This is a genomic window from Mesorhizobium huakuii (assembly GCF_030160235.1).
Classification (GTDB): Bacteria; Pseudomonadota; Alphaproteobacteria; order Rhizobiales; family Rhizobiaceae; genus Mesorhizobium; species Mesorhizobium huakuii.
This window is the reverse complement of record NZ_BSNY01000010.1, coordinates 235,243-255,333: the sequence shown is the minus strand read 5'-3', so window position 1 is coordinate 255,333 and position 20,091 is coordinate 235,243. Positions and strand designations below refer to the sequence as shown.

Annotated in this window: 20 protein-coding genes; 11 read left to right on the top strand and 9 right to left on the bottom strand. The window is 62.0% G+C overall.

Annotation, left to right across the window (positions count from 1 at the left end; genetic code table 11):
• The 7 genes from QQK95_RS04540 to rimO form a co-directional block, all read left to right on the top strand.
• Nucleotides 1-379: hypothetical protein (locus tag QQK95_RS04540; RefSeq protein ID WP_284269399.1), on the top strand; the 379-nt coding region annotated here is incomplete at its 5' end.
• Between the two features lie 413 nt (nucleotides 380-792).
• Complete coding sequence (locus QQK95_RS04535) at nucleotides 793-1,590, top strand: sterol desaturase family protein (protein ID WP_284269397.1); 798 nt, start codon at nucleotides 793-795, stop codon at nucleotides 1,588-1,590.
• A 144-nt stretch (nucleotides 1,591-1,734) separates the two neighbouring features.
• Entirely contained in the window at nucleotides 1,735-2,541 is an 807-nt protein-coding gene (locus tag QQK95_RS04530) for an alpha/beta fold hydrolase (RefSeq protein ID WP_284269395.1), read from the top strand.
• A 66-nt stretch (nucleotides 2,542-2,607) separates the two neighbouring features.
• Nucleotides 2,608-3,306: a DUF2161 domain-containing phosphodiesterase gene (locus QQK95_RS04525; protein ID WP_284269393.1), complete on the top strand. Its 699-nt coding sequence runs from the start codon at nucleotides 2,608-2,610 to the stop codon at nucleotides 3,304-3,306.
• Between the two features lie 57 nt (nucleotides 3,307-3,363).
• Nucleotides 3,364-3,771 carry a DUF930 domain-containing protein gene (locus tag QQK95_RS04520; RefSeq protein WP_284269391.1) on the top strand — a complete coding sequence of 136 codons (408 nt, stop codon included), beginning with the start codon at nucleotides 3,364-3,366 and terminating at the stop codon, nucleotides 3,769-3,771.
• Between the two features lie 184 nt (nucleotides 3,772-3,955).
• A complete protein-coding gene (locus QQK95_RS04515; protein WP_284269389.1) occupies nucleotides 3,956-4,642 on the top strand; it encodes a TerC family protein in 687 nt (228 codons plus the stop codon).
• Nucleotides 4,643-4,806: 164 nt separating this feature from the next.
• Nucleotides 4,807-6,120: a 30S ribosomal protein S12 methylthiotransferase RimO gene (gene rimO / locus QQK95_RS04510; RefSeq protein ID WP_010909430.1), complete on the top strand. Its 1,314-nt coding sequence runs from the start codon at nucleotides 4,807-4,809 to the stop codon at nucleotides 6,118-6,120.
• A gap of 77 nt (nucleotides 6,121-6,197) precedes the next feature.
• On the opposite strand, the gene QQK95_RS04505 is transcribed toward rimO, so the two are convergent.
• The 8 genes from QQK95_RS04505 to QQK95_RS04470 form a co-directional block, all read right to left on the bottom strand.
• Complete coding sequence (locus QQK95_RS04505; protein WP_284269387.1) at nucleotides 6,198-7,265, bottom strand: BMP family ABC transporter substrate-binding protein; 1,068 nt, start codon at nucleotides 7,263-7,265, stop codon at nucleotides 6,198-6,200.
• Between the two features lie 51 nt (nucleotides 7,266-7,316).
• On the bottom strand, nucleotides 7,317-8,237 hold the full coding sequence (locus QQK95_RS04500; protein WP_010909432.1) for an ABC transporter permease: 921 nt from the start codon (nucleotides 8,235-8,237) through the stop codon (nucleotides 7,317-7,319).
• Complete coding sequence (locus tag QQK95_RS04495; RefSeq protein ID WP_284269384.1) at nucleotides 8,237-9,367, bottom strand: ABC transporter permease; 1,131 nt, start codon at nucleotides 9,365-9,367, stop codon at nucleotides 8,237-8,239. Before QQK95_RS04495 ends, QQK95_RS04500 begins: the two co-directional genes overlap by 1 nt.
• Nucleotides 9,364-10,941, bottom strand: coding sequence for an ABC transporter ATP-binding protein (locus QQK95_RS04490; RefSeq protein ID WP_284269382.1), 1,578 nt, complete (start codon nucleotides 10,939-10,941; stop codon nucleotides 9,364-9,366). The genes QQK95_RS04495 and QQK95_RS04490 overlap by 4 nt, the downstream gene beginning before the upstream one ends.
• Before the next feature lie 97 nt (nucleotides 10,942-11,038).
• Nucleotides 11,039-12,052 (bottom strand): quinone oxidoreductase family protein, encoded by a 1,014-nt coding sequence (locus tag QQK95_RS04485; RefSeq protein WP_284269380.1) that lies wholly within the window; start codon nucleotides 12,050-12,052, stop codon nucleotides 11,039-11,041.
• A gap of 28 nt (nucleotides 12,053-12,080) precedes the next feature.
• Nucleotides 12,081-12,887, bottom strand: a complete 807-nt coding sequence (gene pcsA / locus QQK95_RS04480; RefSeq protein WP_284269431.1) for a phosphatidylcholine synthase — start codon at nucleotides 12,885-12,887, stop codon at nucleotides 12,081-12,083.
• Between the two features lie 23 nt (nucleotides 12,888-12,910).
• The gene (locus QQK95_RS04475; protein ID WP_284269378.1) at nucleotides 12,911-13,525 is read right to left on the bottom strand and encodes a DUF1326 domain-containing protein; all 615 of its coding nucleotides are present in this window, start codon (nucleotides 13,523-13,525) and stop codon (nucleotides 12,911-12,913) included.
• Between the two features lie 14 nt (nucleotides 13,526-13,539).
• The gene (locus tag QQK95_RS04470; protein WP_284269376.1) at nucleotides 13,540-14,469 is read right to left on the bottom strand and encodes a DUF2182 domain-containing protein; all 930 of its coding nucleotides are present in this window, start codon (nucleotides 14,467-14,469) and stop codon (nucleotides 13,540-13,542) included.
• 70 nt (nucleotides 14,470-14,539) lie between these two features.
• Here QQK95_RS04470 and QQK95_RS04465 point away from each other — a divergent pair, with 70 nt between their 5' ends.
• Both QQK95_RS04465 and hspQ read left to right on the top strand, forming a co-directional pair.
• Nucleotides 14,540-15,754 carry a UbiH/UbiF family hydroxylase gene (locus tag QQK95_RS04465; protein ID WP_284269374.1) on the top strand — a complete coding sequence of 405 codons (1,215 nt, stop codon included), beginning with the start codon at nucleotides 14,540-14,542 and terminating at the stop codon, nucleotides 15,752-15,754.
• Between the two features lie 148 nt (nucleotides 15,755-15,902).
• Complete coding sequence (hspQ, locus tag QQK95_RS04460; RefSeq protein ID WP_019858091.1) at nucleotides 15,903-16,226, top strand: heat shock protein HspQ; 324 nt, start codon at nucleotides 15,903-15,905, stop codon at nucleotides 16,224-16,226.
• A gap of 110 nt (nucleotides 16,227-16,336) precedes the next feature.
• On the opposite strand, the gene QQK95_RS04455 is transcribed toward hspQ, so the two are convergent.
• Nucleotides 16,337-16,966: an invasion associated locus B family protein gene (locus QQK95_RS04455; protein ID WP_284269372.1), complete on the bottom strand. Its 630-nt coding sequence runs from the start codon at nucleotides 16,964-16,966 to the stop codon at nucleotides 16,337-16,339.
• Nucleotides 16,967-17,199: 233 nt separating this feature from the next.
• On the opposite strand from QQK95_RS04455, the gene QQK95_RS04450 reads away from it, so the two are divergent.
• Both QQK95_RS04450 and QQK95_RS04445 read left to right on the top strand, forming a co-directional pair.
• A complete protein-coding gene (locus QQK95_RS04450; protein WP_284269370.1) occupies nucleotides 17,200-19,020 on the top strand; it encodes an extracellular solute-binding protein in 1,821 nt (606 codons plus the stop codon).
• 16 nt (nucleotides 19,021-19,036) lie between these two features.
• Nucleotides 19,037-19,717 (top strand): DsbA family oxidoreductase, encoded by a 681-nt coding sequence (locus QQK95_RS04445; RefSeq protein WP_284269368.1) that lies wholly within the window; start codon nucleotides 19,037-19,039, stop codon nucleotides 19,715-19,717.
• Nucleotides 19,718-20,091: the final 374 nt, after the last annotated feature.

Sequence of the window (20,091 nt, the reverse complement as noted above, 5' to 3'; positions counted from 1 at the left end):
CCCGCCTCGATACGCCGCCCTTCTCAAACCGTCATCACCCATTTTCCGCCATAGCTCTCCCGGCACTCCCACAGACGATCCCATGTGCACAGATGCGAACGGGATGGCGTGGATGCACGCGATCATGTCCAAGAGCGCGCCGCCCGAAGGCAAGGTCGCTTTCGCCTACATGCTGAAGGGGGGCGATGCGGCGAGCAATGCCGATCCCTATGCCCCTAGGCCGCCCGCGGACGGCAAATGGGTACACGATGGCCCCCGCGTAATGGTCATGAACGCCCCGACCATCATGGCGTTGTATCCCCACGAGCCGGATCGGACACAGCCATATGTCATGTTCCCTGACACACCCTATGCGCACCTGATGATTCCAGTGAAATAGTCCAGGTCAGAACCTGCCGCCTTTACGGCGGCAGGTCACCTCAAGGACGGAAAGTCTGGTTGGTCAAAGCTCTCGGCCATAACGTCCATGGCGGGGTGTCCTGTGCTGACCGTAGGCCACGATAACAAGGACAATTCGCGACTGCCAAGATGGAAATAGAAAACCCCGCCGGCAGGGAACCGGAGGGGTTGGTCCTGGGAGGACGCGCGGCACGCGCTGCGTTCGTCGACCGCGCCTTGTCCACATATCGCCAGGTTGCGACACCGATGTGACACTCTCGCCCCGATCCCACGGCTCGGCCATGCCTAAAGGCACGCACGCCGGCATCAAGCCTTTGGAAAGGAGAAATGTGGTTCTCTCCCGGAAGCTGAGGCGCGAGCGTTCTGGCCAAAGGCGGCAATAGAGGCGGGCGAATGGACATATTTGGCACCAAGGGGCTGTTGATCTGCGCGCTGATCTTCATTCCGTTCGAACATCTGTTCCACGAACGGCCCCAGAAGGTCCTGCGGAAGGGCCTGGGTGTCGATCTGATTTATGTGATGTTCAATGGCCTCATCGTAAAAGTGGTCATCGTTCTGATCGCGGCCAACACGCTCGAAGCCGCCGCGATGCTCGTTCCGCAGTCAATCACACAGGCCGTCGGCGGCCAGCCCGTCTGGCTGCAGGTTCCCGAAATCATCCTGATCACCGATATCGGCGTCTACTGGGCACACCGGGCATTCCACACGATCCCGGCGCTTTGGAAATTCCATGCGGTGCACCACGGCATTGAGGAACTGGATTGGCTCGGCGCTTTCCACTCTCACCCGGTCGACGCCATCCTCACAAAGGCTCTATCGCTGACGCCGATCTTTTTCCTCGGCTTCTCCGAAGCCTCGATCGCCGTCTTTTCAGTTATCTACTTCTGGCACACGCTGCTTGTTCATTCGAACGTGCGGATACCGTTCGGCCCCTTGAAGTGGCTGATCGCCAGCCCGCAATTCCATCGCTGGCATCATGCCAACCAGCGCGAGGCCTATGACAAGAACTTCGCCGGACAATTGCCTGTCCTCGACATGGTGTTCGGCACCTACAATGCCACCGGCGACAAGGTGCCGGAAAAATACGGCGTCGATGATCCGATCCCCTCCAGCTATTTCGGGCAGGTCGGCTATCCGCTCATGACCCACGAGAAGCGATCGAACCATCCAGTGCCGAGCACCGAAGCCTGACGGCTAACACCGACGGCGCAGGACTTTCGCCGCATGAAACTGGCGATGTCGCCAGGTGGCAGCAGACGTTCCATCTCGGGTTGGTTTTAGCTGATACCGGCAATAATTTCGGGTCCTGCGTTTTCGCCTCGAGGCTTTCCCGGCATGGACCATCACGACGACGACCTCGCGAAATTCGAAGCGCATGGCGCGACGCCCCTGCCGGTCGCAAGAGACGAAGGCCGGGTGGAACATGAGGGCGCAAGAATCTGGTACGCCTCGTTTGGCGCCGGTCGTCCCGTGATCCTGCTGCATGGCGGTCTCGGCCACAGCGGCAATTGGGGATTTCAGGTCCCGGCGCTGGTCGAGAACGGCTACCAGGTCGTGGTGATCGACAGCCGCGGCCACGGGCGCAGCAGCCGCGACGAGCGGCCGTACAAATACGAATTGATGGCTTCCGATGTCCTGGCCGTGATGGACAGGCTGCACTTGAAGAAGGCGGCTGTGGTGGGTTGGAGCGATGGCGCCTGCGTCGCCCTGATCCTTGGCATGAAAGCCGCCGACCGCGTCAGCGGCGTATTCTTCTTCGGCTGCAACATGGATCCGAGCGGCACCAGGGAATTCGAGCCCAGCCCGGTCATTGATCGCTGTTTCAGCCGGCACGCCAGGGACTATGTCGAATTGTCGGCGACGCCGGATCAGTTCGACGCATTCGTCAAAGCCGTCGGCCTGATGATGAAGACCGAACCCAACTACACCGCCGCCGACCTGGCGCGGACGCGCGTACCCGTGGCGATCGTTCAAAGCGAGCATGACGAATTCATCAGACATGAGCACGCGAGCTATCTGGCAAGCAGCATCCCGGGGTCGGAATTGATCGCGCTGTCTGGCGTCAGCCATTTCGCGCCGCTGCAACGGCCCGGGCGGTTCAACGGCGCGCTGCTGGCCTTCCTGGAGAGAATTCATTCTTGAGAGCACGGTGCGCAGCGCGCCGAAGCCGGACGGCTTTTTCGCGTCGAATCGGTTAAGCCTTGAGGCATGAACGAGACCTCACTCTATGCTCCGGTGAAGCGGTTCCTCGAAAGTCTCGACTTCGTCGTGAAGGGCGAAATCGGCGGCTGCGATATCGTCGCGCTGCGCGATGGTGAGCCACCGATCGTCGTCATCTGCGAGTTGAAGCTGCAGTTCAATCTGGAATTGGTGCTGCAAGGCGTCGACCGTGCGGCCGCCTGCGACGAAGTCTGGCTGGCGGCGCGCATGTCGGCGCGCGGCAAGGGGCGCGAAAGCGACGCTCGGTTCCGCAACCTCTGCCGCCGGCTCGGCTTCGGCATGCTTGGCGTGACAGCCAACGACAAGGTCGAGGTGCTTGTCAGTGCCGCCGCGCCGGAGCCGCGCAGGAATGCACGGCGGCGCTCCCGCCTTGTCGACGAGCACCAGCGCCGCCGCGGCGATCCTGTCGCCGGCGGAGGATCGCGCAATCCGATCATGACCGCCTATCGCCAAAGTGCCCTCACCTGCGCGGCCGCGATGGCGGACGGACCCAAGCGCCCACGCGACCTGAAGGCCTTGACGCCGATCGCGCCGAAAATCCTGCAGCACAATGTCTATGGCTGGTTCGCGCGCGTCGACCGCGGCCTCTACGATCTCACCGATGCCGGCCGCGCCTCGCTGATCCGTTGGCCGCAGACCCCGCACGATGATGCCCGACACGAGATTTTGATTGCCTCGACCGCCTGAAATGCGGGGGCTTGCCGGGCATGGCGCGTCCCTCTTGGTTGATTTCTCAGACAAAATATGGTGCTAGTCCCGCCCATGAAGACACTATGCATGATGGCCGTTGCGTCCTTGACGCTGGCCTTCCCGGCCAACGCGATGGACAATGCTTTGCGTGCCGGGCTGATGAAGCTTGATCCGCAAACACGCCTGGAACAGCGCTGCGATGCCGAAGTCCTGGACCGGATCACCCACGATGACCGCAAGTTCAAGGCCGACCGTGTCGTTGCCTACGCCTTCGCGACGCCCGAGATGAGCGCCGATGCGATCAGGAGTCCGGGTGCGGCGTTCCGCAGCAAGGGACAGTGGTATCGGCTGAAATTCAAATGCCAGACCGGGCCGGACCATATGGACGTCCTGCAGCTGCGCTACCGGATCGGCGACGAAATTCCGGAAGCCGACTGGGCGAAGTACAATCTCTACGACTAGTTTTTCGCGGGTTCGCTATGGCCTCGGCTCACGAGGCGACAGCAGCTAAAAATTCCCTGTAATACCCTGCCACGAAAGTGGTTTTCCAGTGTTGTCCGTCCCAGCGTCTTGACGCCAGCGGACCATGCCTTTAGGCCCGTCTGGACGATCGACAACGAACACTCGGCGAAGGGCTTCCAGGTCGATGGAAATATTTACCGCCGCGGGCATATCGGCTCTTTTTCAGGTCATCGCCATCGACCTTGCGCTTGCGGGCGACAATGCCATTGTCATCGGTCTCGCCGCGGCCGGCCTGCCGGCTGCCCAGCGCAAGCGCGCCATTCTGGTCGGCATCGCGGCGGCCACCGTGCTTCGCATCTTCTTCGCCCTGATCACACAATGGCTGCTGACCATCGGCCCGATGCTGCTGATCGCCGGCGGCCTGCTTTTGCTGTGGGTCTGCTGGAAGATGTGGCGCGAATTGCGCGTCAGCCACGATGAGGAGCGCGACGCGACCGAAGCGCTGTCGAATGGCGACTTCGACAAGGACGGCGTCATTGGCGGCAAGGGATCCGGCAAGACCTTCTCGCAGGCCGCCTGGCAGATCGTCATTGCCGACGTGTCGATGTCGCTCGACAATGTCCTGGCCGTGGCAGGTGCTGCCATGAACCACCCGACGGTGCTGATCATCGGACTGGCCCTGTCGATCGCCTTGATGGGCTTTGCCGCGTCTTTCGTCGCGCGCCTGCTGCACAAATACCGCTGGATTGCCTATATCGGCCTGGCAATCATCCTCTATGTAGCGGTCAAGATGCTGCTTGACGGGGCCGTGCAGCAATTCCCCGAGCACTTCGCTTTCCTGGCGCCCTGGTTCGGATCCGGAGGTCACTGAGCCATCCCATGGCGCGGACCAGCCTGTCGGCCGGTTTGCTTGATTGCGCAACCCATGCTATTGCGCCGCGCGTATTGGCTCCTGCCAAGCGCCACAGACCGACATTTACAGCGATTTGAGGCCGGACCAGCGTTTCGGCCCGTACCCCCATTGGAAACTTGCCTATGTCCGCCCCTCGCGTCAGTTTCGTCAGCCTTGGATGCCCGAAGGCGCTCGTGGATTCCGAGCGCATCATCACGCGCCTGCGCGCTGAAGGCTATGAGATCGCCCGCAAGCATGACGGCGCCGATCTCGTGGTGGTCAATACCTGCGGTTTCCTCGATTCCGCCCGCGACGAGTCGCTCAATGCCATCGGTTCGGCGCTTTCGGAAAACGGCAGGGTCATCGTCACCGGCTGCCTCGGCGCCGAGCCGGACGTGATCCGCGAAAAGCACCCCAATGTGCTGGCGATCACCGGGCCGCAGGCCTATGAGAGCGTCATGGCAGCCGTGCATGAGGCAGCCCCACCCTCGCACGATCCCTATATTGACCTTCTGCCGCCGCAGGGCGTCAAGCTGACGCCGCGCCACTATGCCTATCTCAAGATTTCGGAAGGCTGCAACAACCGCTGCACCTTCTGCATCATTCCCGCCCTGCGCGGCGACCTCGTTTCGCGCCCTGCGGCCGACGTGCTGCGCGAAGCTGAAAAACTGGCCAAGGCCGGCGTCAAGGAGCTGCTCGTCATCTCGCAGGACACCAGCGCCTACGGCATCGACATCAAGTACCAGACGTCGATGTTCGGCGACCGCGAAGTGCGCGCGAAATTCCTCGATCTGTCGGAGGAACTGGGCAAGCTCGGCATCTGGGTGCGCATGCACTATGTCTACCCCTACCCGCATGTCGCCGACGTCATCCCGCTGATGGCCGAGGGCAAGATCCTTCCCTATCTCGACATCCCGTTCCAGCATGCCTCGCCGCAAGTGCTGAAGAACATGCGCCGGCCAGCACATGGCGAAAAGACGCTGGAGCGCATTCGCGGCTGGCGCGACGTGTGCCCGGATCTCGCCATCCGTTCGACCTTCATCGTCGGCTTCCCCGGCGAGACGGACGAGGATTTCGAGATGCTGCTCGACTGGCTGGACGAGGCCAAGATCGATCGCGCCGGCTGCTTCAAATACGAACCGGTCAAGGGCGCCCGTTCCAACGACCTCGGCCTCGAGCAGGTGCCGCAGGACGTCAAGGAAGCGCGCTGGCACCGCTTCATGCAGCGCCAGCAGAAGATTTCGGCGACGCAGCTGGCGAAGAAGGTCGGCAAGCGCCTGCCGGTGCTGATCGACGAAGCGCATGGCACGTCGGCGAAGGGCCGCACCAAATACGACGCGCCCGAGATCGACGGCTCGGTCCACATCCAGTCGCGCCGCCCGATGCGTGCCGGCGACATCGTCACCGTCAAGATCGAGCGCGCCGACGCCTATGACCTCTACGGTTCGGCCGTCTGATCGTTCCGTCGCTTTTTCCCGGCAAATGAAAAGGGCGCCTCGCGGCGCCCTTTCCTGTTCGAAATGTGATGCGCCGCTTATTGCGGCAGCTTGTCGTCGACGCCCTTGACGTAAAAATTCATGCCGAGCAGCGTGCCGTCGTCGGCCACTTCACCGTCCTTCAGCCACGCCGAGCCGTCCTGCTTGGCGATCGGTCCGGTGAACGGGTTCCAGCCGCCGGCGATCTTCTTCCCGGTCGCCTCGGCCATCGCCTTCACGTCGTCGGGCATGTTGGTGTAGGGCGCGAGCTTGACCGCGCCGTCCTTGATGCCGAGCCAGACATTGTCCGGCTTCCAGGTGCCGTCGATGGCTGCCTGCACGCGGCTGATGTAGTACGGACCCCATTCGTCGGTCAGCGAGGTCAGCTGCGCGTTCGGCGCGAACTTGATCATGTCGGACGACTGGCCGAAGCCGTGCAGCTTGCGCTCCTCGGCCACCTGCAGGGCAGCGGTCGAATCGGTGTGCTGGACGATGATGTCGGCGCCCTGGTCGAACAGCGCCTTGGCAGCGTCGGCTTCCTTGCCCGGATCGAACCACGAATTGACCCAGACGATCTTGGCCTTGAAGTTCGGGTTGATCGACTGCGCGCCGAGCATGAAGGAGTTGATGCCCATCACCACTTCCGGGATCGGGAAGGACACGATGTAGCCGGCGACGCCGGACTTCGATTCCTTGGCGGCGATCTGGCCGAGCACGTAGCGCCCTTCATAGAAGCGGGCATTGTAGATGCCGAGATTATCGCCGGTCTTGTAGCCGGTGGCGTGCTCGAACATCACCTTCGGGAATTTCTTGGCGACCTTCACTTCGGCATCCATGAAGCCGAACGAGGTGCCGAAGATCAGCTTGCAGCCTTCGCGCGCCAGGCGCTCAAAAGCCCGGTCGGCATCGGGACCTTCGGAGACGTTCTCCAGATAGGCGGTCTCGACCTTGTCGCCGAGCGCCTTCTCGACTTCGAGCCGGCCCTGGTCGTGCTGGTAGGAGTAGCCGAAATCGCCGATCGGGCCGGTATAGACCCAGCAGGCCTTCAACTTGTCGGCCGCCTCTGCGGACGCGGCCAGTGACAATGCAGCTGTCGTCGTCATCAGGGCAATAAGCAGTTTTTTCATCGTGTTACCTCTCTGTGTTAAGCCTTGGAGCTTCCCGTCTTTTTGTTTTTGTCAACGATCCGGAACGAATGGCTGCCCCAGTGATGCCGGCGTGTTCATCATCGTCAGACGCTTGTTGCGCGAGATTAGAACGAGAACCACGACGGTTGCCAGATAGGGCAGAGAAGAAAGCATCTGCGAGGGCACCGGAATGCCAAAAGCCTGTGCATGAAGCTGGCCGATCCACACCGCGCCGAAGATGTAGGCGCCGGCGAGCACCCGCCAGGGCCGCCACGACGCGAACACCACGAGCGCCAGCGCGATCCAGCCTCGGCCCGCGGTCATGTTCTCGACCCATTGCGGCGTGTAGACCAATGACAGATGGCCTCCGGCGAGACCGGCGCAGGCGCCGCCGAAGATCACCGCCAGATAGCGGTAGCGGATGACCTTGATGCCGAGCGCATGCGCCGAGGTGTGGCTGTCGCCGATCGAGCGCAGTGTCAGCCCGGTTCGCGTCTTGAACAGGAACCACATGACTGCGGCGGTCAGCACGATCGAGATGTAGAACACCGGATCCTGGCCGAACAGCAGCTTGCCCACGACCGGGATGGAACTGAGGCCAGGAATGTCGAGATTGGGCAGCCTGACACCGGGCTGGCCGACGAAGCTCGTGCCGATCATGCCGGAGAGGCCGAGGCCGAGCAGGGTCAGCGACAGGCCGGTCGCCACCTGGTTGGTGGCCAGAGACAGCGTCATGACGGCAAACAGCAGCGAGAACAGCGCCCCCATGGCGATCGCCGCCAAAAGGCCGATCCAGGGCGAGCCGGTCAGGTAGCCGGCGCCGAAGCCGCCGACCGCGCCCATGATCATCATGCCCTCGACGCCGAGATTGAGCACGCCTGAGCGTTCGACCACCAGTTCGCCAATCGCCGCGATCAACAGCGGAGTCGCCGCCGTGGCAATGGTCAGGAGGATGTTGACGGTGATGTCCATCAGCGGGCTTCCTTCAACTTCGGCGCGGCGTCGAGCTTTGCCGCGCCTTCTTGTTTCGTCAGCGCCAGGCCGATCAGGCGGATGCGGTAGTGGATGAGCGTGTCGCAGCCGAGCACGAAGAACAAAAGCATGCCCTGGAACACCCGCGCCACCTTGTCGGAAATGCCGAGCGCGCTTTGCACCGCTTCGCCGCCGAGATAGGTCAGCGCCAGCACCAGGCCCGCGGCGATGATGCCGAGTGGATTGAGGCGGCCGAGAAACGCCACGATGATGGCGGTGAAGCCGTATCCGGGTGAGATCACCGGCTGCAATTGCCCGATGGCGCCCGAGACTTCCGAAATGCCGGCAAGGCCGGCCAGGGCGCCCGACAGCAGGAAGGCGAAGAACACCATGCGGCTGAGGCCGAAACCGGCGAAGCGTCCTGCCCGCGGACTGGAACCCAGCACCCGCACCTCGAAGCCCTTCAGCATGCGCCCCATCAGGATCCAGATCAGCAACGCGGCAACCAGCGCAAAGACAAAGCCCCAATTGGCGCGTCCGGCGTCCGGCATCAGTTCCGGCAGCACGGCGGAGTCGCCGAACTGGATCGTCTGCGGGAAACCGTGCCCCTGCGGATCGCGCCAGGGACCGCGCACCAGCCAGTCGAGGAAGAGCTGGGCGACATAGACCAGCATCAGGCTGGTCAGGATCTCGTTGGTGTTGAAGCGGGTCTTCAGAAACGCGGGTATCGCCGCATAGGCCGCGCCGCCGACCATGCCGAGCAGAAGCATCAGCGGCAGCACCAGCGGGCCTTCGAATTGCGGAAACAGCACCGGGATGGCCGAGCCGAAGATGGCGCCGAAAATAAACTGGCCCTCGGCGCCGATGTTCCAGATGTTGGCCTTGTAGCAGACCGACAGGCCGACCGCGATCAGGATCAACGGTGCCGCCTTGATCGCCAGCTCATGCAATTGCCAGACTTGGCTGACCGGTTCGACGAAGTAGATCCGGAATGCGGTCAGCGGATTGACCCCGAGCAGCGCGAACAGAACGGCACCGGCGATGATCGTCAGCGCGAAGGCGATGAACGGCGACAGGGCCGAAAACAGCGCGGAGCGCTGCGGGCGTTTGACGAGTTCGAGGCGCATCATGCCGTCTCCAGCGTATGTTCGGCGTGGCCGGGCTCGGCGCCGCCCATCAGCAGACCGACCTTCTCGAAGGTTGCTTCGGCGATCGGCATCGGCTTGGACAATTCGCCATTATGCATCACCGCGATCGCGTCCGAAATTTCGAACAGTTCGTCGAGGTCCTGGCTGATCACCAGCACTGCGGATCCGCTGCGCGACAGTTCGATCAGCGCTTGCCGGATATGGGCGGCGGCGCCGGCGTCGACGCCCCAGGTCGGCTGGTTCACCACCATGACACTGGGCCGGCGGTCGAGTTCGCGGCCGACGATGAATTTCTGCAGGTTTCCGCCCGAAAGCGCCGCCGCTTCCGGATCCGGCGCGCTCTTGCGCACGTCCATCGCCTCGATGATGCGTTGGGAGGCAGCGTAAATGGCGCCGCTCTTGACCATTCCGCCGGCGCCGACAAACGCCTTGCCGTCCGTGGCATGGCGCGACAGCAAAAGGTTTTCCGAGAGTTTCATGCGCGGTGCGGCACCATGGCCGAGGCGCTCTTCCGGCACGAAGGCGGCACCCAGCAGGCGCCGTCCGGTGATGGTGAGGCCACCGGCATCCTTGCCGCGGATGCGCACCGAGGCGGCATCCTGCTGCAAGACTTCGCCGGAAACGGATTCGAAGAACTCGCCCTGGCCGTTGCCGGCGACACCGGCAATGCCGATCACTTCGCCGGCGCGGACATTGAGGCTGATGTTCTTGAGCGGAATGGAGAACGGCGTCGCCGGTTTGCGGGTGAGGCCGCGGATTTCAAGCAACGGCTGCGCGGTCTCGATCCCGTCGACCGGAGCACGCACCACGGCCTGCACCTCGTTGCCGACCATCATGCGGGCGAGCGAGGCGGCAGTCTCCTCGCGCGGGTTGCAATGGCCGACCACCTTGCCGTGCCGCAACACGGTGGCGCGGTCGCAGATGCGTTTGACCTCTTCCAGCCGGTGGGAAATGTAGAGGATCGACTTGCCTTCCGAGCGCAGCCGCTCCAGCGTCTCGAACAACTTGTCGGCTTCCTGCGGCGTCAGCACCGAGGTCGGCTCGTCTAGGATGATGAGTTGCGGCGTCTGCAGCAGGCAGCGGATGATCTCGATGCGCTGGCGTTCGCCGACCGACAGGTCGCCGACCAGCGAGTCCGGATCGAGCGGCAGGCCGTAGCTGTAGGAAAGCGCCCTCGCCTTCGCCGCGATGCTGCTGATCGGCGAGCCGTCGTCCAGGGAAAGCGCGATGTTCTCGGCCGCGGTCAGCGCCTCGAACAGCGAAAAATGCTGGAACACCATGCCGATGCCGAGCTTCTTGGCGGCACCCGGGCTGGTGATCCGCACCGCCTGGCCGTTCCAGAAGATCTCGCCGGAATTGGGTTCCAGCGAGCCGAACAGCATCTTGACCAGCGTCGACTTGCCGGCGCCATTCTCGCCGAGCAGCGCGTGGATTTCACCTTTGGCGATGTTGAGATCGATATGATCGCACGCCGTCAGCGTGCCGAATATCTTGGTCAGGCCACGAACCTCGAGCAGGTTCGCCCCATCATGATTTGCACTCACAGTGCCTCCCATCTGGTTCGCCAGATATGTTCTGTGTTCCCGCAAGCATGGTAGGCGTCGCCGGCTCTCAACGGAAAGCGGCACGCGTCTTGAAAGAGCTTCAAGAATTTCAGCGGAAATTCAAGGGATAGCAAGCCCGGCGGACTAAGGGAATGAGAATGGTCGTCCCTGTGGTCCTGCGCCCCTCGAGGTCGGCATGCGCCTTGGCCGCATCCTTCAGCGCATAGCGCTGGTTGATCTGGATTTTGACGGCGCCGCTGAGCACCACTTCGAACAGCGCGGCCGCGGAGGCGTCGAGGTCCTCGCGTTTTGCGTTGTAGACGAACAGGGTCGGCCTTGTGACGAACAGCGAGCCCTTCTGCGCGAGCAATGACATCGAGAAGGGCGGGATCGGTCCCGACGACTGGCCGAAACTGACGAACATGCCGAGCGGCTTCAGGCAGTCGAGCGAGGCCGGGAACGTGTCATTGCCCACCGAATCGTAGACGACGTCGCATTTCTTGCCGCCGGTGATGGCGGCGACGCCGGCGACGAAGTCCTGCTCCTTGTAATTGATGACATGGTCGAAACCGTGTGCCTTGGCGAGCTCGATCTTGTCGGTCGAGCTTGCCGTGCCGATGACGGTTGCGCCCAGATGTTTCGCCCACTGGCCCAGAATGAGCCCGACACCGCCGGCCGCGGCATGGAACAGGATCGTGTCGCCAGCCTTCACCTTGAAAGTCCTGCGCAGGAGATATTCGGCGGTCATGCCTTTCAGCATCATCGCGGCCGCCTGCTCGTCGCTGATGCCCTCGGGAATCTTGACCACGAGGCCGGCGGCGATGACACGTTGCTCGGCATAGGCGCCGACATTCGTCGAATAGGCGATCCGGTCGCCTGGCTTCAGCCAGTCGACGCCCTCGCCGACCTCCTGCACCACGCCGGCGGCTTCGCTGCCCGGAATGAGCGGAAAGCCTCCTGGCGGCGGATAGAGGCCGGAGCGATGATAGACATCGATGAAGTTGAGGCCGATGGCCGTATGCCTGACCAGTATCTGCCCGGAACCCGGCCGGCCGGGATCGGCGTCCTCATAGGTCAGAACTTCCGGGCCGCCATGGGCGTGGATACGGATCGCTTTGGACATGGACTGGGATTCCTGTGGGAGAGGCTGGTCAGGCCTTTTTGGCGCCGAGATTTGGAAAGAACTGCATGATGCCACCGATGCAGGCCAGGTAAAGCCCGGTAATGGTGATGCCGATCTTGATGAAGGTGCTGACCTGTGCACCCAAAACGCCGATCTGGTCGTAGAAGGCGGCAAGCGCCGCCTGTGCGAGAGCAAGCGCGCCGAAGGCGCACCACAAGAGGGTCATTGTGAGATTGATGGGCCGCAGCCGCACGACCCGCACCGGATGAATGAAATTGATCGGGACGAACGTCAGAATACCGGCCACCACCACCACCGCGAACGACACCCATTGTCCGGGTTCAATGACGAACAGCGTGAACACCACCATGTTCCACACGACGGGGAATCCCTTGAAGAAATTCTCCTTCGTCTTCATGCCGGTGTCGGCATAATAGATCGCGCTGGAGACGACGATGATCGCCGCCGACAGAAACGACAGCCCCTCGCCCATGAAGCCGCGCTGGTAGAGTGCGAAGGCCGGGATCAGCACATAGGTGACGTAGTCGATGATGTTGTCGAGAAGCTCGCCCGACCAGGTTGGGAGGATCTCCTTGACCTCGAGCTTCCTGGCGATGGGTCCGTCGATGCCGTCGACGAACAGTGCCAGGCCAAGCCACCAGAACATTGCCGTCCAGCGTTCCTCACTCGCCGCCACCAGCGACAGGAAGGCAAGGAACGAGCCTGACGCCGTCAGCAGATGGACCGAGAACGCCCTCGCCTGCGGCCAGGTGACCTTCTTCTTCGGTCGCGGGATCCGATCCGTGATCTTCTTGGCGGCTTTCCGTGCCGCCAAGTTCCTGGCCGATGTGTTCTTGCTCACGGGCCCCGCCAATCCAGCTTGCAGATTTCGGCCGAGCGGCCGGCAAAATTCCAGTTGCGGCCAAAGGCTCGCATCTTGCTCTTGTCGGACCTCGCCACGATGATCTCCGGTGCAATCCAGTATTCCGAATTGGTGATCACCGTGTCCTTCTCGCGATCCTTGCCCGCGATTGGCGTGACCGCTCCGTCGATGATCTTCGGTATCTGGAAGATACGCGTCTTGTCTCGTGTCTCATAGGTGATCGGCACCTGTTCTACACCCAGGAATTTTCCGACCAGGATCGACAGCAGCGATGTGGTTCCGCCGGCCTTGCCGGTGAAAATCTTCGTCAGGGCCTTTACCGCGTGGATAGAGGCGCGTTTGTCGATGAAGAGGCCCGCGGTCCAGTTGCCGCGGCTCATGTAACCGGGGATTTCCATGATCAGCCCAAGGTTGAGGCCGGACAGGTCGACCTCGCCGAAATGGCCGGCATCGATACGGAAACCGGCCCAGGTCTGGCAATAGCCCTCGGTCGGAGGGTGACTGCCGAGCGACAGCACACAAGGGCAAAAAACCGTGCAATTGCAGGAGAGTACGAGCTCTCCCTTCATTGCCCAGCCCTGATCTGTCATTGAATTCCCCCCATTCACAGCGAGATTACTAGCAGCGCGGCTGCCCAGACAAGCAGTATCGCACCGGCCAGCCGGGTTGGAAGACTGCCGGTCGTTTGTTTTTCAATCAGGGTGAACACGCCGATCAGCGCCATCCAGAAGACGTTCATCACGCCGACGGCGAACATCACCAGCATCAGCGCCCAGCAGCAGCCGAGGCACCAGATGCCTTGCGCGGCGCCAAGCCGGAAGACGCGGGCCGGTTTGGCGCTCCAGTTCGAAAACAGGATCGAGAACGGGTTGCGGCATTTCTTCAGGCAGGCCTCCTTGAGGCCGCTGAACTGGTAGAGGCCTGCAACCAGCAATGCCAGCGCGCCGGCAACACCAAGCAGCGGATCGTAGATTTCGCCGGACGCGGCGAATGCGTGCAAGCCCATTGTCAGCGCCGCAAACAGCATCGAGGCGGCGAGCCAGACACCGAGATAGCCTGCAACCAGCACCAGCGGATGGACGACCGGCTCGCCCTTGATCCGCGCCGTATCGGCGATCTCGCAATAGGTGCGGATCATCGGCGCCGCGGATGGCAGCATCGCGGCGATCGCCATCAGGAACCACATCAGGATCAGCGCCAGGGCACGCGGGACGATGCTGGCATCAAGTGGCGCCGGCGACAGGCAGAGCACGAAGAACCGCTCCAGGAAATCGGGCAGCGGCAGCTGCGGCAGGCCGCGCAGAAAAGCGTCGCCGGGCGCGCTGCCCCAGGCCTCGGCGCCGCGAATCGCCATTGCCGCGAGCAAAAGCCAGGCGAGCAAAATGCTTGCGCCGACGACGATATTGACCGCCACACGTGGGTTGCGCGCAATATCAGCCGTGGCGCGGCCGGCGCGGTCAAGATGGCTGAAATCGTCCTGGTGGCCGGTCATGACACCCGAATGGGCCGAATCGCCGCGTTGATCAAGCCGCATGAACTGACCTATATGCTTATTGACTGGCAGGTCTGGTGGCCCGCCCCGCATCGCAAGCCGGAAACCGATCTTGGAGCATCAGGAAACAGCGCGAATACTGATTGCCGGCACCGGTCCGGCAGGGCTGATCGCCGCGCTGGCTTTCGCCGATGCCGGCTTCCCGGTGACGCTGGTCGGGCCTGAAGCGTCGGCCCCCGATGGCCGCACCACGGCGCTGATGAACCCTGCCCTGAAAGTGCTTGAGCGGCTCGATGTTCTTGAAGCCATCAGGCCCAAGGCCGCTCCCTTGAAAGTCATGCGCATCGTCGACGCGACCAGCCGGCTGATCCGCAGCCCTGTCGTCACCTTCCGCGCCAGCGAGATCGACGAGGACCAGTTCGGGCTGAACCTGCCAAACAGCGTCCTTGGCCCGGCGCTTGCCGACAAGGTGGCCGCCCATCCCGGGATCGAATGGCGCAGGTCGATGGTGAAGAGCTGGCATCTCGACGCCGATCGGGCTCATGCTATTCTCGCTGACCGCAGCGAGGTTGGCGCGTCCCTGGCGGTCGCCGCCGATGGACGCCTGTCGCCTGCGCGCGAGGCAGCGGGCATCTCAACCGGCTCGCACGCCTATCCGCAGGCCGCGCTCGTGCTCAATTTCGGCCATAGCCGTGAGCACGCCTCCACCTCGACCGAGTTCCACACAGAAACCGGTCCGTTCACTCAGGTTCCGTTACCCGGCAATCGCTCAAGCCTCGTCTGGGTGGTGAAGCCCGAGACGGCCAAGGAGCTTGCCGCACTGGATGACGCAACGCTCTCGCTGCGGGTCGAGCAGCAGATGCAGTCGATGCTGGGTCGGGTGACGGTAGAGCCGGGCCGCCAGATCTATCCGCTTTCGACCGTGACGCCCCTGCGTTTCGCGCGAGACCGGGTGGCGCTTGTCGGCGAAGCCGCGCATGTGTTCCCGCCCATCGGTGCGCAAGGCCTCAACCTTGGCATCAGGGATATTGACGATCTGGTTGGAATTGCAAAAGAAAATAGCGGAGATCCAGGCGCGTCCAAGGTCCTTGCAGCCTACGATTTCAAGCGCCGGCCCGACATTCTGGCGCGCAGCAGCGCGGTCAACCTCCTCAACATGTCGCTGCTCTCCGATATGCTGCCAGCGCAGATGGCGCGCGGCGCCGGTCTCAGCGTGCTCGGCGGCTTTGCACCGCTGCGCGCCTTCTTCATGCGCGAAGGACTTCGTCCCGGCAGCGGTTTTGCAGCACTCGCGGGCGGCCTGCGAAAACCCTTGCGGCAGCCGTAGCGATTTTGCGGATTTATCGCGACATCGCGACGTCAATCAAAAACCTTTGCGCCGCATTGTGCGTAGCTTCAAGGCGCTCAGACGCTTCGGGATTGAATTGACTCGGAGTCTGCGCCAAATAAAGTCAAGGAATTCAGTGGTGAGTACGATGAAAACGGCCAAATTCGCGATCGGACAGGTGGTTCGCCACCGGCTGTTTCCGTTTCGAGGCATCATTTTCGACGTCGACCCGCAGTTCGCCAACACCGACGAATGGTATGAAGCCATTCCCGCCGATGTGCGGCCGCGCAAGGATCAGCCGTTCTACCATCTGCTCGCCGAGAATTCGGAAACCGAATACATCGCCTATGTGTCGGAGCAGAACCTGCTCGAGGATCGGTCGGGCGAACCGGTCCGCCACCCGCAGATCAAGGAGATGTTCGACAAGAGGCCGGACGGGCGTTACGAGCCGAAACGCCAGTCCAGGCACTGACCTTGCCGCATTCCTGCCGTCCGCCGGGAAAATCCAGGCCAGGGCCAGACACGAAAAAAGCGGGGCATGACCCCGCTTTTTCTTTGGCTCGATAATGGCCGAGCCGGTGATCAGTTGGCGGTCTTGGCCTTGTCCTGCTCATCCTTGAGCTTCTTGGCGAAGTCCTGGTTGTTCTTGGCGACGAAGTCCTGCAGCTTCTTCTGCCGGTCCTCGATGTCCGACTGCTGCAGCGGCGGGCCGTCATAGGCGCCGCTGAAGCCCTGGAGCGCTATCTTGATCGGGTTGGCCTGATTCTGGAAGTTGATCGAAGTCAGCGTGATCCCCTGACCCTTCTTGAACGAGGCGACGAGCTGGTCGGTCAGCGGCACTTCGGCCACGCAACGATCCGGGAAGCAGATGACATAGTCGAGCTTCTGCGCCTTGCCTGTGTCGATCTGCAGGCCGATGCCGGGAGGCACCAGGCGACCGGTCGGGACCGTCACCTGAAACACCTTGCGGTTCACCTTGCCCTTGAGTTCGATCAGGCTGACACCGGTGACGAGCTGGCCGTTGCCGGCAGTGACGATGTTCTGGACGTTGCAGATGTCGACGTCTTCCTGCTTGGTGCAGGCCTTGAACCAGCCCTGCGGGATCTGTTGCTGCTGCTGTGCGTAAGCAGAGGGAAGTCCTGCGCCCAGAAAGCCGACCACGCCCGCGGCCATGACCGAAAGGCGGTACGCATTGCTGTTCAGGCTCGTCATCTCGTGCACTTCCTCTCAAATGATCCCGGAACCGGCTTCTCTACGCCGTGTGGTCCAGCTACCTGTTGCCGAAATGAGGCAACAGAATGACTTCGGACGGCGTGTTACACTGCAAGCGGTGCCGAATCCAGCCCGCCTGCTTGTAATTCTTGATGACACGATTGGCCGGCAATGAGCTGCCTCATGCTAGGGTGCGCACCGAATCATCAAGCCGACCTGTTAAGGAGACGGTCATGGGCCGCGTTCTTGTTTGGCTGATCACCGCGATATCGCTTTTCACCCTTTCGCCGCGACCGGCCATGTCGGAACCGAAGCATGCCATCGCCATGCAGGGCGAGCCGGCCCTGCCGCCCGACTACACCCATTTCGACTACGTCAATCCCGATGCGCCGAAGGGTGGCAGCATCACCTATTGCGTTGTCGGTAGTTTCGACAACCTCAACCCCTTCATCCTGAAAAGCCTGCGCACAACCGCGCGCGGCATGATGGATCTGACCTACGGCAACCTCGTTTTCGAACCGCTGATGCAGCGCAACTACGACGAGGCCTTCAGTCTCTATGGCCTGCTCGCCGACAGCGCGGATATGGATCCCGAGCGCAAGTCGATCGAATTCCACCTCAACCCCAAGGCAAAGTGGTCGGACGGCGAGCCGGTGACGCCGGAGGATGTACTATTCACCTACGATGTCTTCACCGACAAGGGCCGCCCGCCCTACAACGCCCGCATGAGCCTGATCGCCAAGCTTGAAAAGACCGGTGATCACAGCGTGCGCTTCACTTTCAATGACAAGGCCAATCGCGAAACGCCAATGATCATCGCGCTGACGCCGATCCTGCCGAAACATGCCTTCGACAAGGAGACTTTCGACAAGACAACGCTGAAGCCGCTGATTGGCAGTGGACCTTACACCATTGCCCAGGTGGCGCCGGGCCAGCGTATCGTGTTCAAGCGCAACCCCGATTATTGGGGCAAGGATGTCCCGGCCAAGCGCGGCTTCGACAATTACGACCAGATCACCATCGAATATTTCCTCAACGCCAACGCCAAGCTAGAGGCTTTCAAGAAAGGCCTCTGCGCCGTCGACGACGACGGCGACCCGGTCAAGCGGGAGCGTGACCTGGACTTCCCGGCCTTCCACAGGGGTGAGGTGGTTTCTGAAACCTTCGACACCGGCATTCCGCCCGTGGTGACCGGTTTCCTGTTCAACACGAGGCTGCCGAAGTTCTCCAATCCGGTGGTTCGGCGCGCGCTCGGCATGCTTTACGACTTCGAATGGGCGAACAAGAACCTGTTCGGCGGCAAATACACCCGCACGATGAGTTATTGGCAGAACTCGGAACTTTCCGCGCTCGGCCATCCGGCCGACGACAGGGAAAAGGCGTTGCTCGCACCCTACCCCGGCCGTGTGCCGCCTGACGTCATGGACGGCACCTGGAAACCGCCCGTGACCGACGGTTCGGGCCAGGACCGCAAGGTGTTGAAGACAGCTTTCGATCTCCTGAAAAGCATCGGTTACCACGTCCAGGACGGTACGATGCTCGATCCCGACGGCAAACCGTTCGGGTTCGAGATTCTGACTGCTTCGCAAGACGAGGAGCGCCTGGCCGGCATCTATCAGCGCACACTGGAAAAGATCGGCATCAACGTCAGCATCCGTAGCCTTGACGGCGACCAGATCCAGTCGCGCAAGCAGCGCTTCGATTTCGAGGCCCTGATCGGATCCAGCGGCTTCAACAATTCACTGTCGCCAGGCTTCGAACAGCTCGGGCGTTGGAGCTCCGAGGCGGCCAGGGCCGAAGGCTCGTTCAATCTCGCCGGCGTTGCCGATCCGGCGGTCGACGCGGCGATCGATGCGATGCTGCGCGCCCGCTCGAAGGAGGATTATGTCGCCGCCGTTCGCGTTCTCGACCGGCTGCTGATCTCGGGCAATTACATGGTGCCAATGCAGTACAACACGCAACAGTGGCTTGCTTACTGGAATTACCTGGAACATCCGAAGAAGACGCCCATATTCGGTTATCAGCTGCCGACATGGTGGCGCAAACCGAACTGAAAATCCGGAGATCGAGATGAGCGAAGCGAGCGCCATAACCGTCGATGTTGTGTCGGATGTCGTCTGCCCATGGTGTTTCATCGGTCAGAAGCGGCTGGACAAGGCGGTCGCCGCGGCCGGCGACGTCGATGTGCATATACGCTGGCGGCCGTTCCAGCTCGATCCGACCATTCCGCCGCAAGGCAAGGACCGCCGGGAGTATATGCGGGCCAAGTTCGGCAGCGATGAGCGCATTCGCGAGATTCATGCCCGCATCGAGCCTCTTGGCGAGGCAGAGGGCATTTCGTTTGCCTTCGACGCCATCAAGGTGGCGCCGAATACGCTCGATGCGCACCGCCTGATCCGTTGGGCGGGAGCTGCTGGTGAAGCCATGCAGAACAGGCTGGTCCGTCGCCTGTTCCAGTTGAATTTCGAGGAAGGCGTCAACATCGGCGACCATGCCGTGTTGGTCGAAGCCGCCCGCGAGGCCGGCATGGATGCGTCCGTGGTCGCCACGCTGTTGCCCACCGACGCCGATGTCGAAGCGGTGCGCACCGAGATCGCCACGGCGTCGCGCATGGGCATAACGGGCGTGCCGTGCTTCCTGCTTGAAGGCAAATATGCCGTCATGGGCGCTCAGGACGTCGACACGCTGGCTGATGCCATCCGCCAGGTGGCGGCGGCGAAGGTACGTGGCGAATTGGACAAGGTCGGCTGAGGCCGGGTCATTCCCTCGCCTGCGACAAGACCGTTTCAGATCACTTCTCGGCCTCCGGAAGGTCGACAGCGGCAGGAATCAGACGTCAAAAGACGGCCCGTTTTCGGGAATTTGGCTAGCCGCAATGAAAAATCAGCCCATCGGACGAGCCGAAACGGGTCACGAAATCGTGTGGAAACCTTCCCCAAGGGAAGGTGATGGCGCACCGCTCCGTCGCCGATTAACCATCTGACATTGTTACGTTAAATTGCCTTTCCACCGGCTTCCGCGAAGCGCTTGGAATGCCTGCTCTGTTGCCTTCCCGACACGGCCGGAACTTCAAATCTCGCCGACCCCCTACAAAAATTAATGGAAAATGATCAATTGGTGTTACC

Bases quoted from the DNA above. Each gene is read 5' to 3' on its own strand.
- QQK95_RS04535 (WP_284269397.1), top strand. From the start codon at position 793: ATGGACATATTTGGCACCAAGGGGCTGTTGATCTGCGCGCTGATCTTC.
- QQK95_RS04530 (WP_284269395.1), top strand. From the start codon at position 1,735: ATGGACCATCACGACGACGACCTCGCGAAATTCGAAGCGCATGGCGCG.
- QQK95_RS04525 (WP_284269393.1), top strand. From the start codon at position 2,608: ATGAACGAGACCTCACTCTATGCTCCGGTGAAGCGGTTCCTCGAAAGT.
- QQK95_RS04520 (WP_284269391.1), top strand. From the start codon at position 3,364: ATGGTGCTAGTCCCGCCCATGAAGACACTATGCATGATGGCCGTTGCG.
- QQK95_RS04515 (WP_284269389.1), top strand. From the start codon at position 3,956: ATGGAAATATTTACCGCCGCGGGCATATCGGCTCTTTTTCAGGTCATC.
- rimO (WP_010909430.1), top strand. From the start codon at position 4,807: ATGTCCGCCCCTCGCGTCAGTTTCGTCAGCCTTGGATGCCCGAAGGCG.
- QQK95_RS04505 (WP_284269387.1), bottom strand. From the start codon at position 7,265: ATGAAAAAACTGCTTATTGCCCTGATGACGACGACAGCTGCATTGTCA.
- QQK95_RS04500 (WP_010909432.1), bottom strand. From the start codon at position 8,237: ATGGACATCACCGTCAACATCCTCCTGACCATTGCCACGGCGGCGACT.
- QQK95_RS04495 (WP_284269384.1), bottom strand. From the start codon at position 9,367: ATGATGCGCCTCGAACTCGTCAAACGCCCGCAGCGCTCCGCGCTGTTT.
- QQK95_RS04490 (WP_284269382.1), bottom strand. From the start codon at position 10,941: ATGGGAGGCACTGTGAGTGCAAATCATGATGGGGCGAACCTGCTCGAG.
- QQK95_RS04485 (WP_284269380.1), bottom strand. From the start codon at position 12,052: ATGTCCAAAGCGATCCGTATCCACGCCCATGGCGGCCCGGAAGTTCTG.
- QQK95_RS04475 (WP_284269378.1), bottom strand. From the start codon at position 13,525: ATGACAGATCAGGGCTGGGCAATGAAGGGAGAGCTCGTACTCTCCTGC.
- QQK95_RS04470 (WP_284269376.1), bottom strand. From the start codon at position 14,469: ATGCGGCTTGATCAACGCGGCGATTCGGCCCATTCGGGTGTCATGACC.
- hspQ (WP_019858091.1), top strand. From the start codon at position 15,903: ATGAAAACGGCCAAATTCGCGATCGGACAGGTGGTTCGCCACCGGCTG.
- QQK95_RS04455 (WP_284269372.1), bottom strand. From the start codon at position 16,966: ATGACGAGCCTGAACAGCAATGCGTACCGCCTTTCGGTCATGGCCGCG.
- QQK95_RS04450 (WP_284269370.1), top strand. From the start codon at position 17,200: ATGGGCCGCGTTCTTGTTTGGCTGATCACCGCGATATCGCTTTTCACC.
- QQK95_RS04445 (WP_284269368.1), top strand. From the start codon at position 19,037: ATGAGCGAAGCGAGCGCCATAACCGTCGATGTTGTGTCGGATGTCGTC.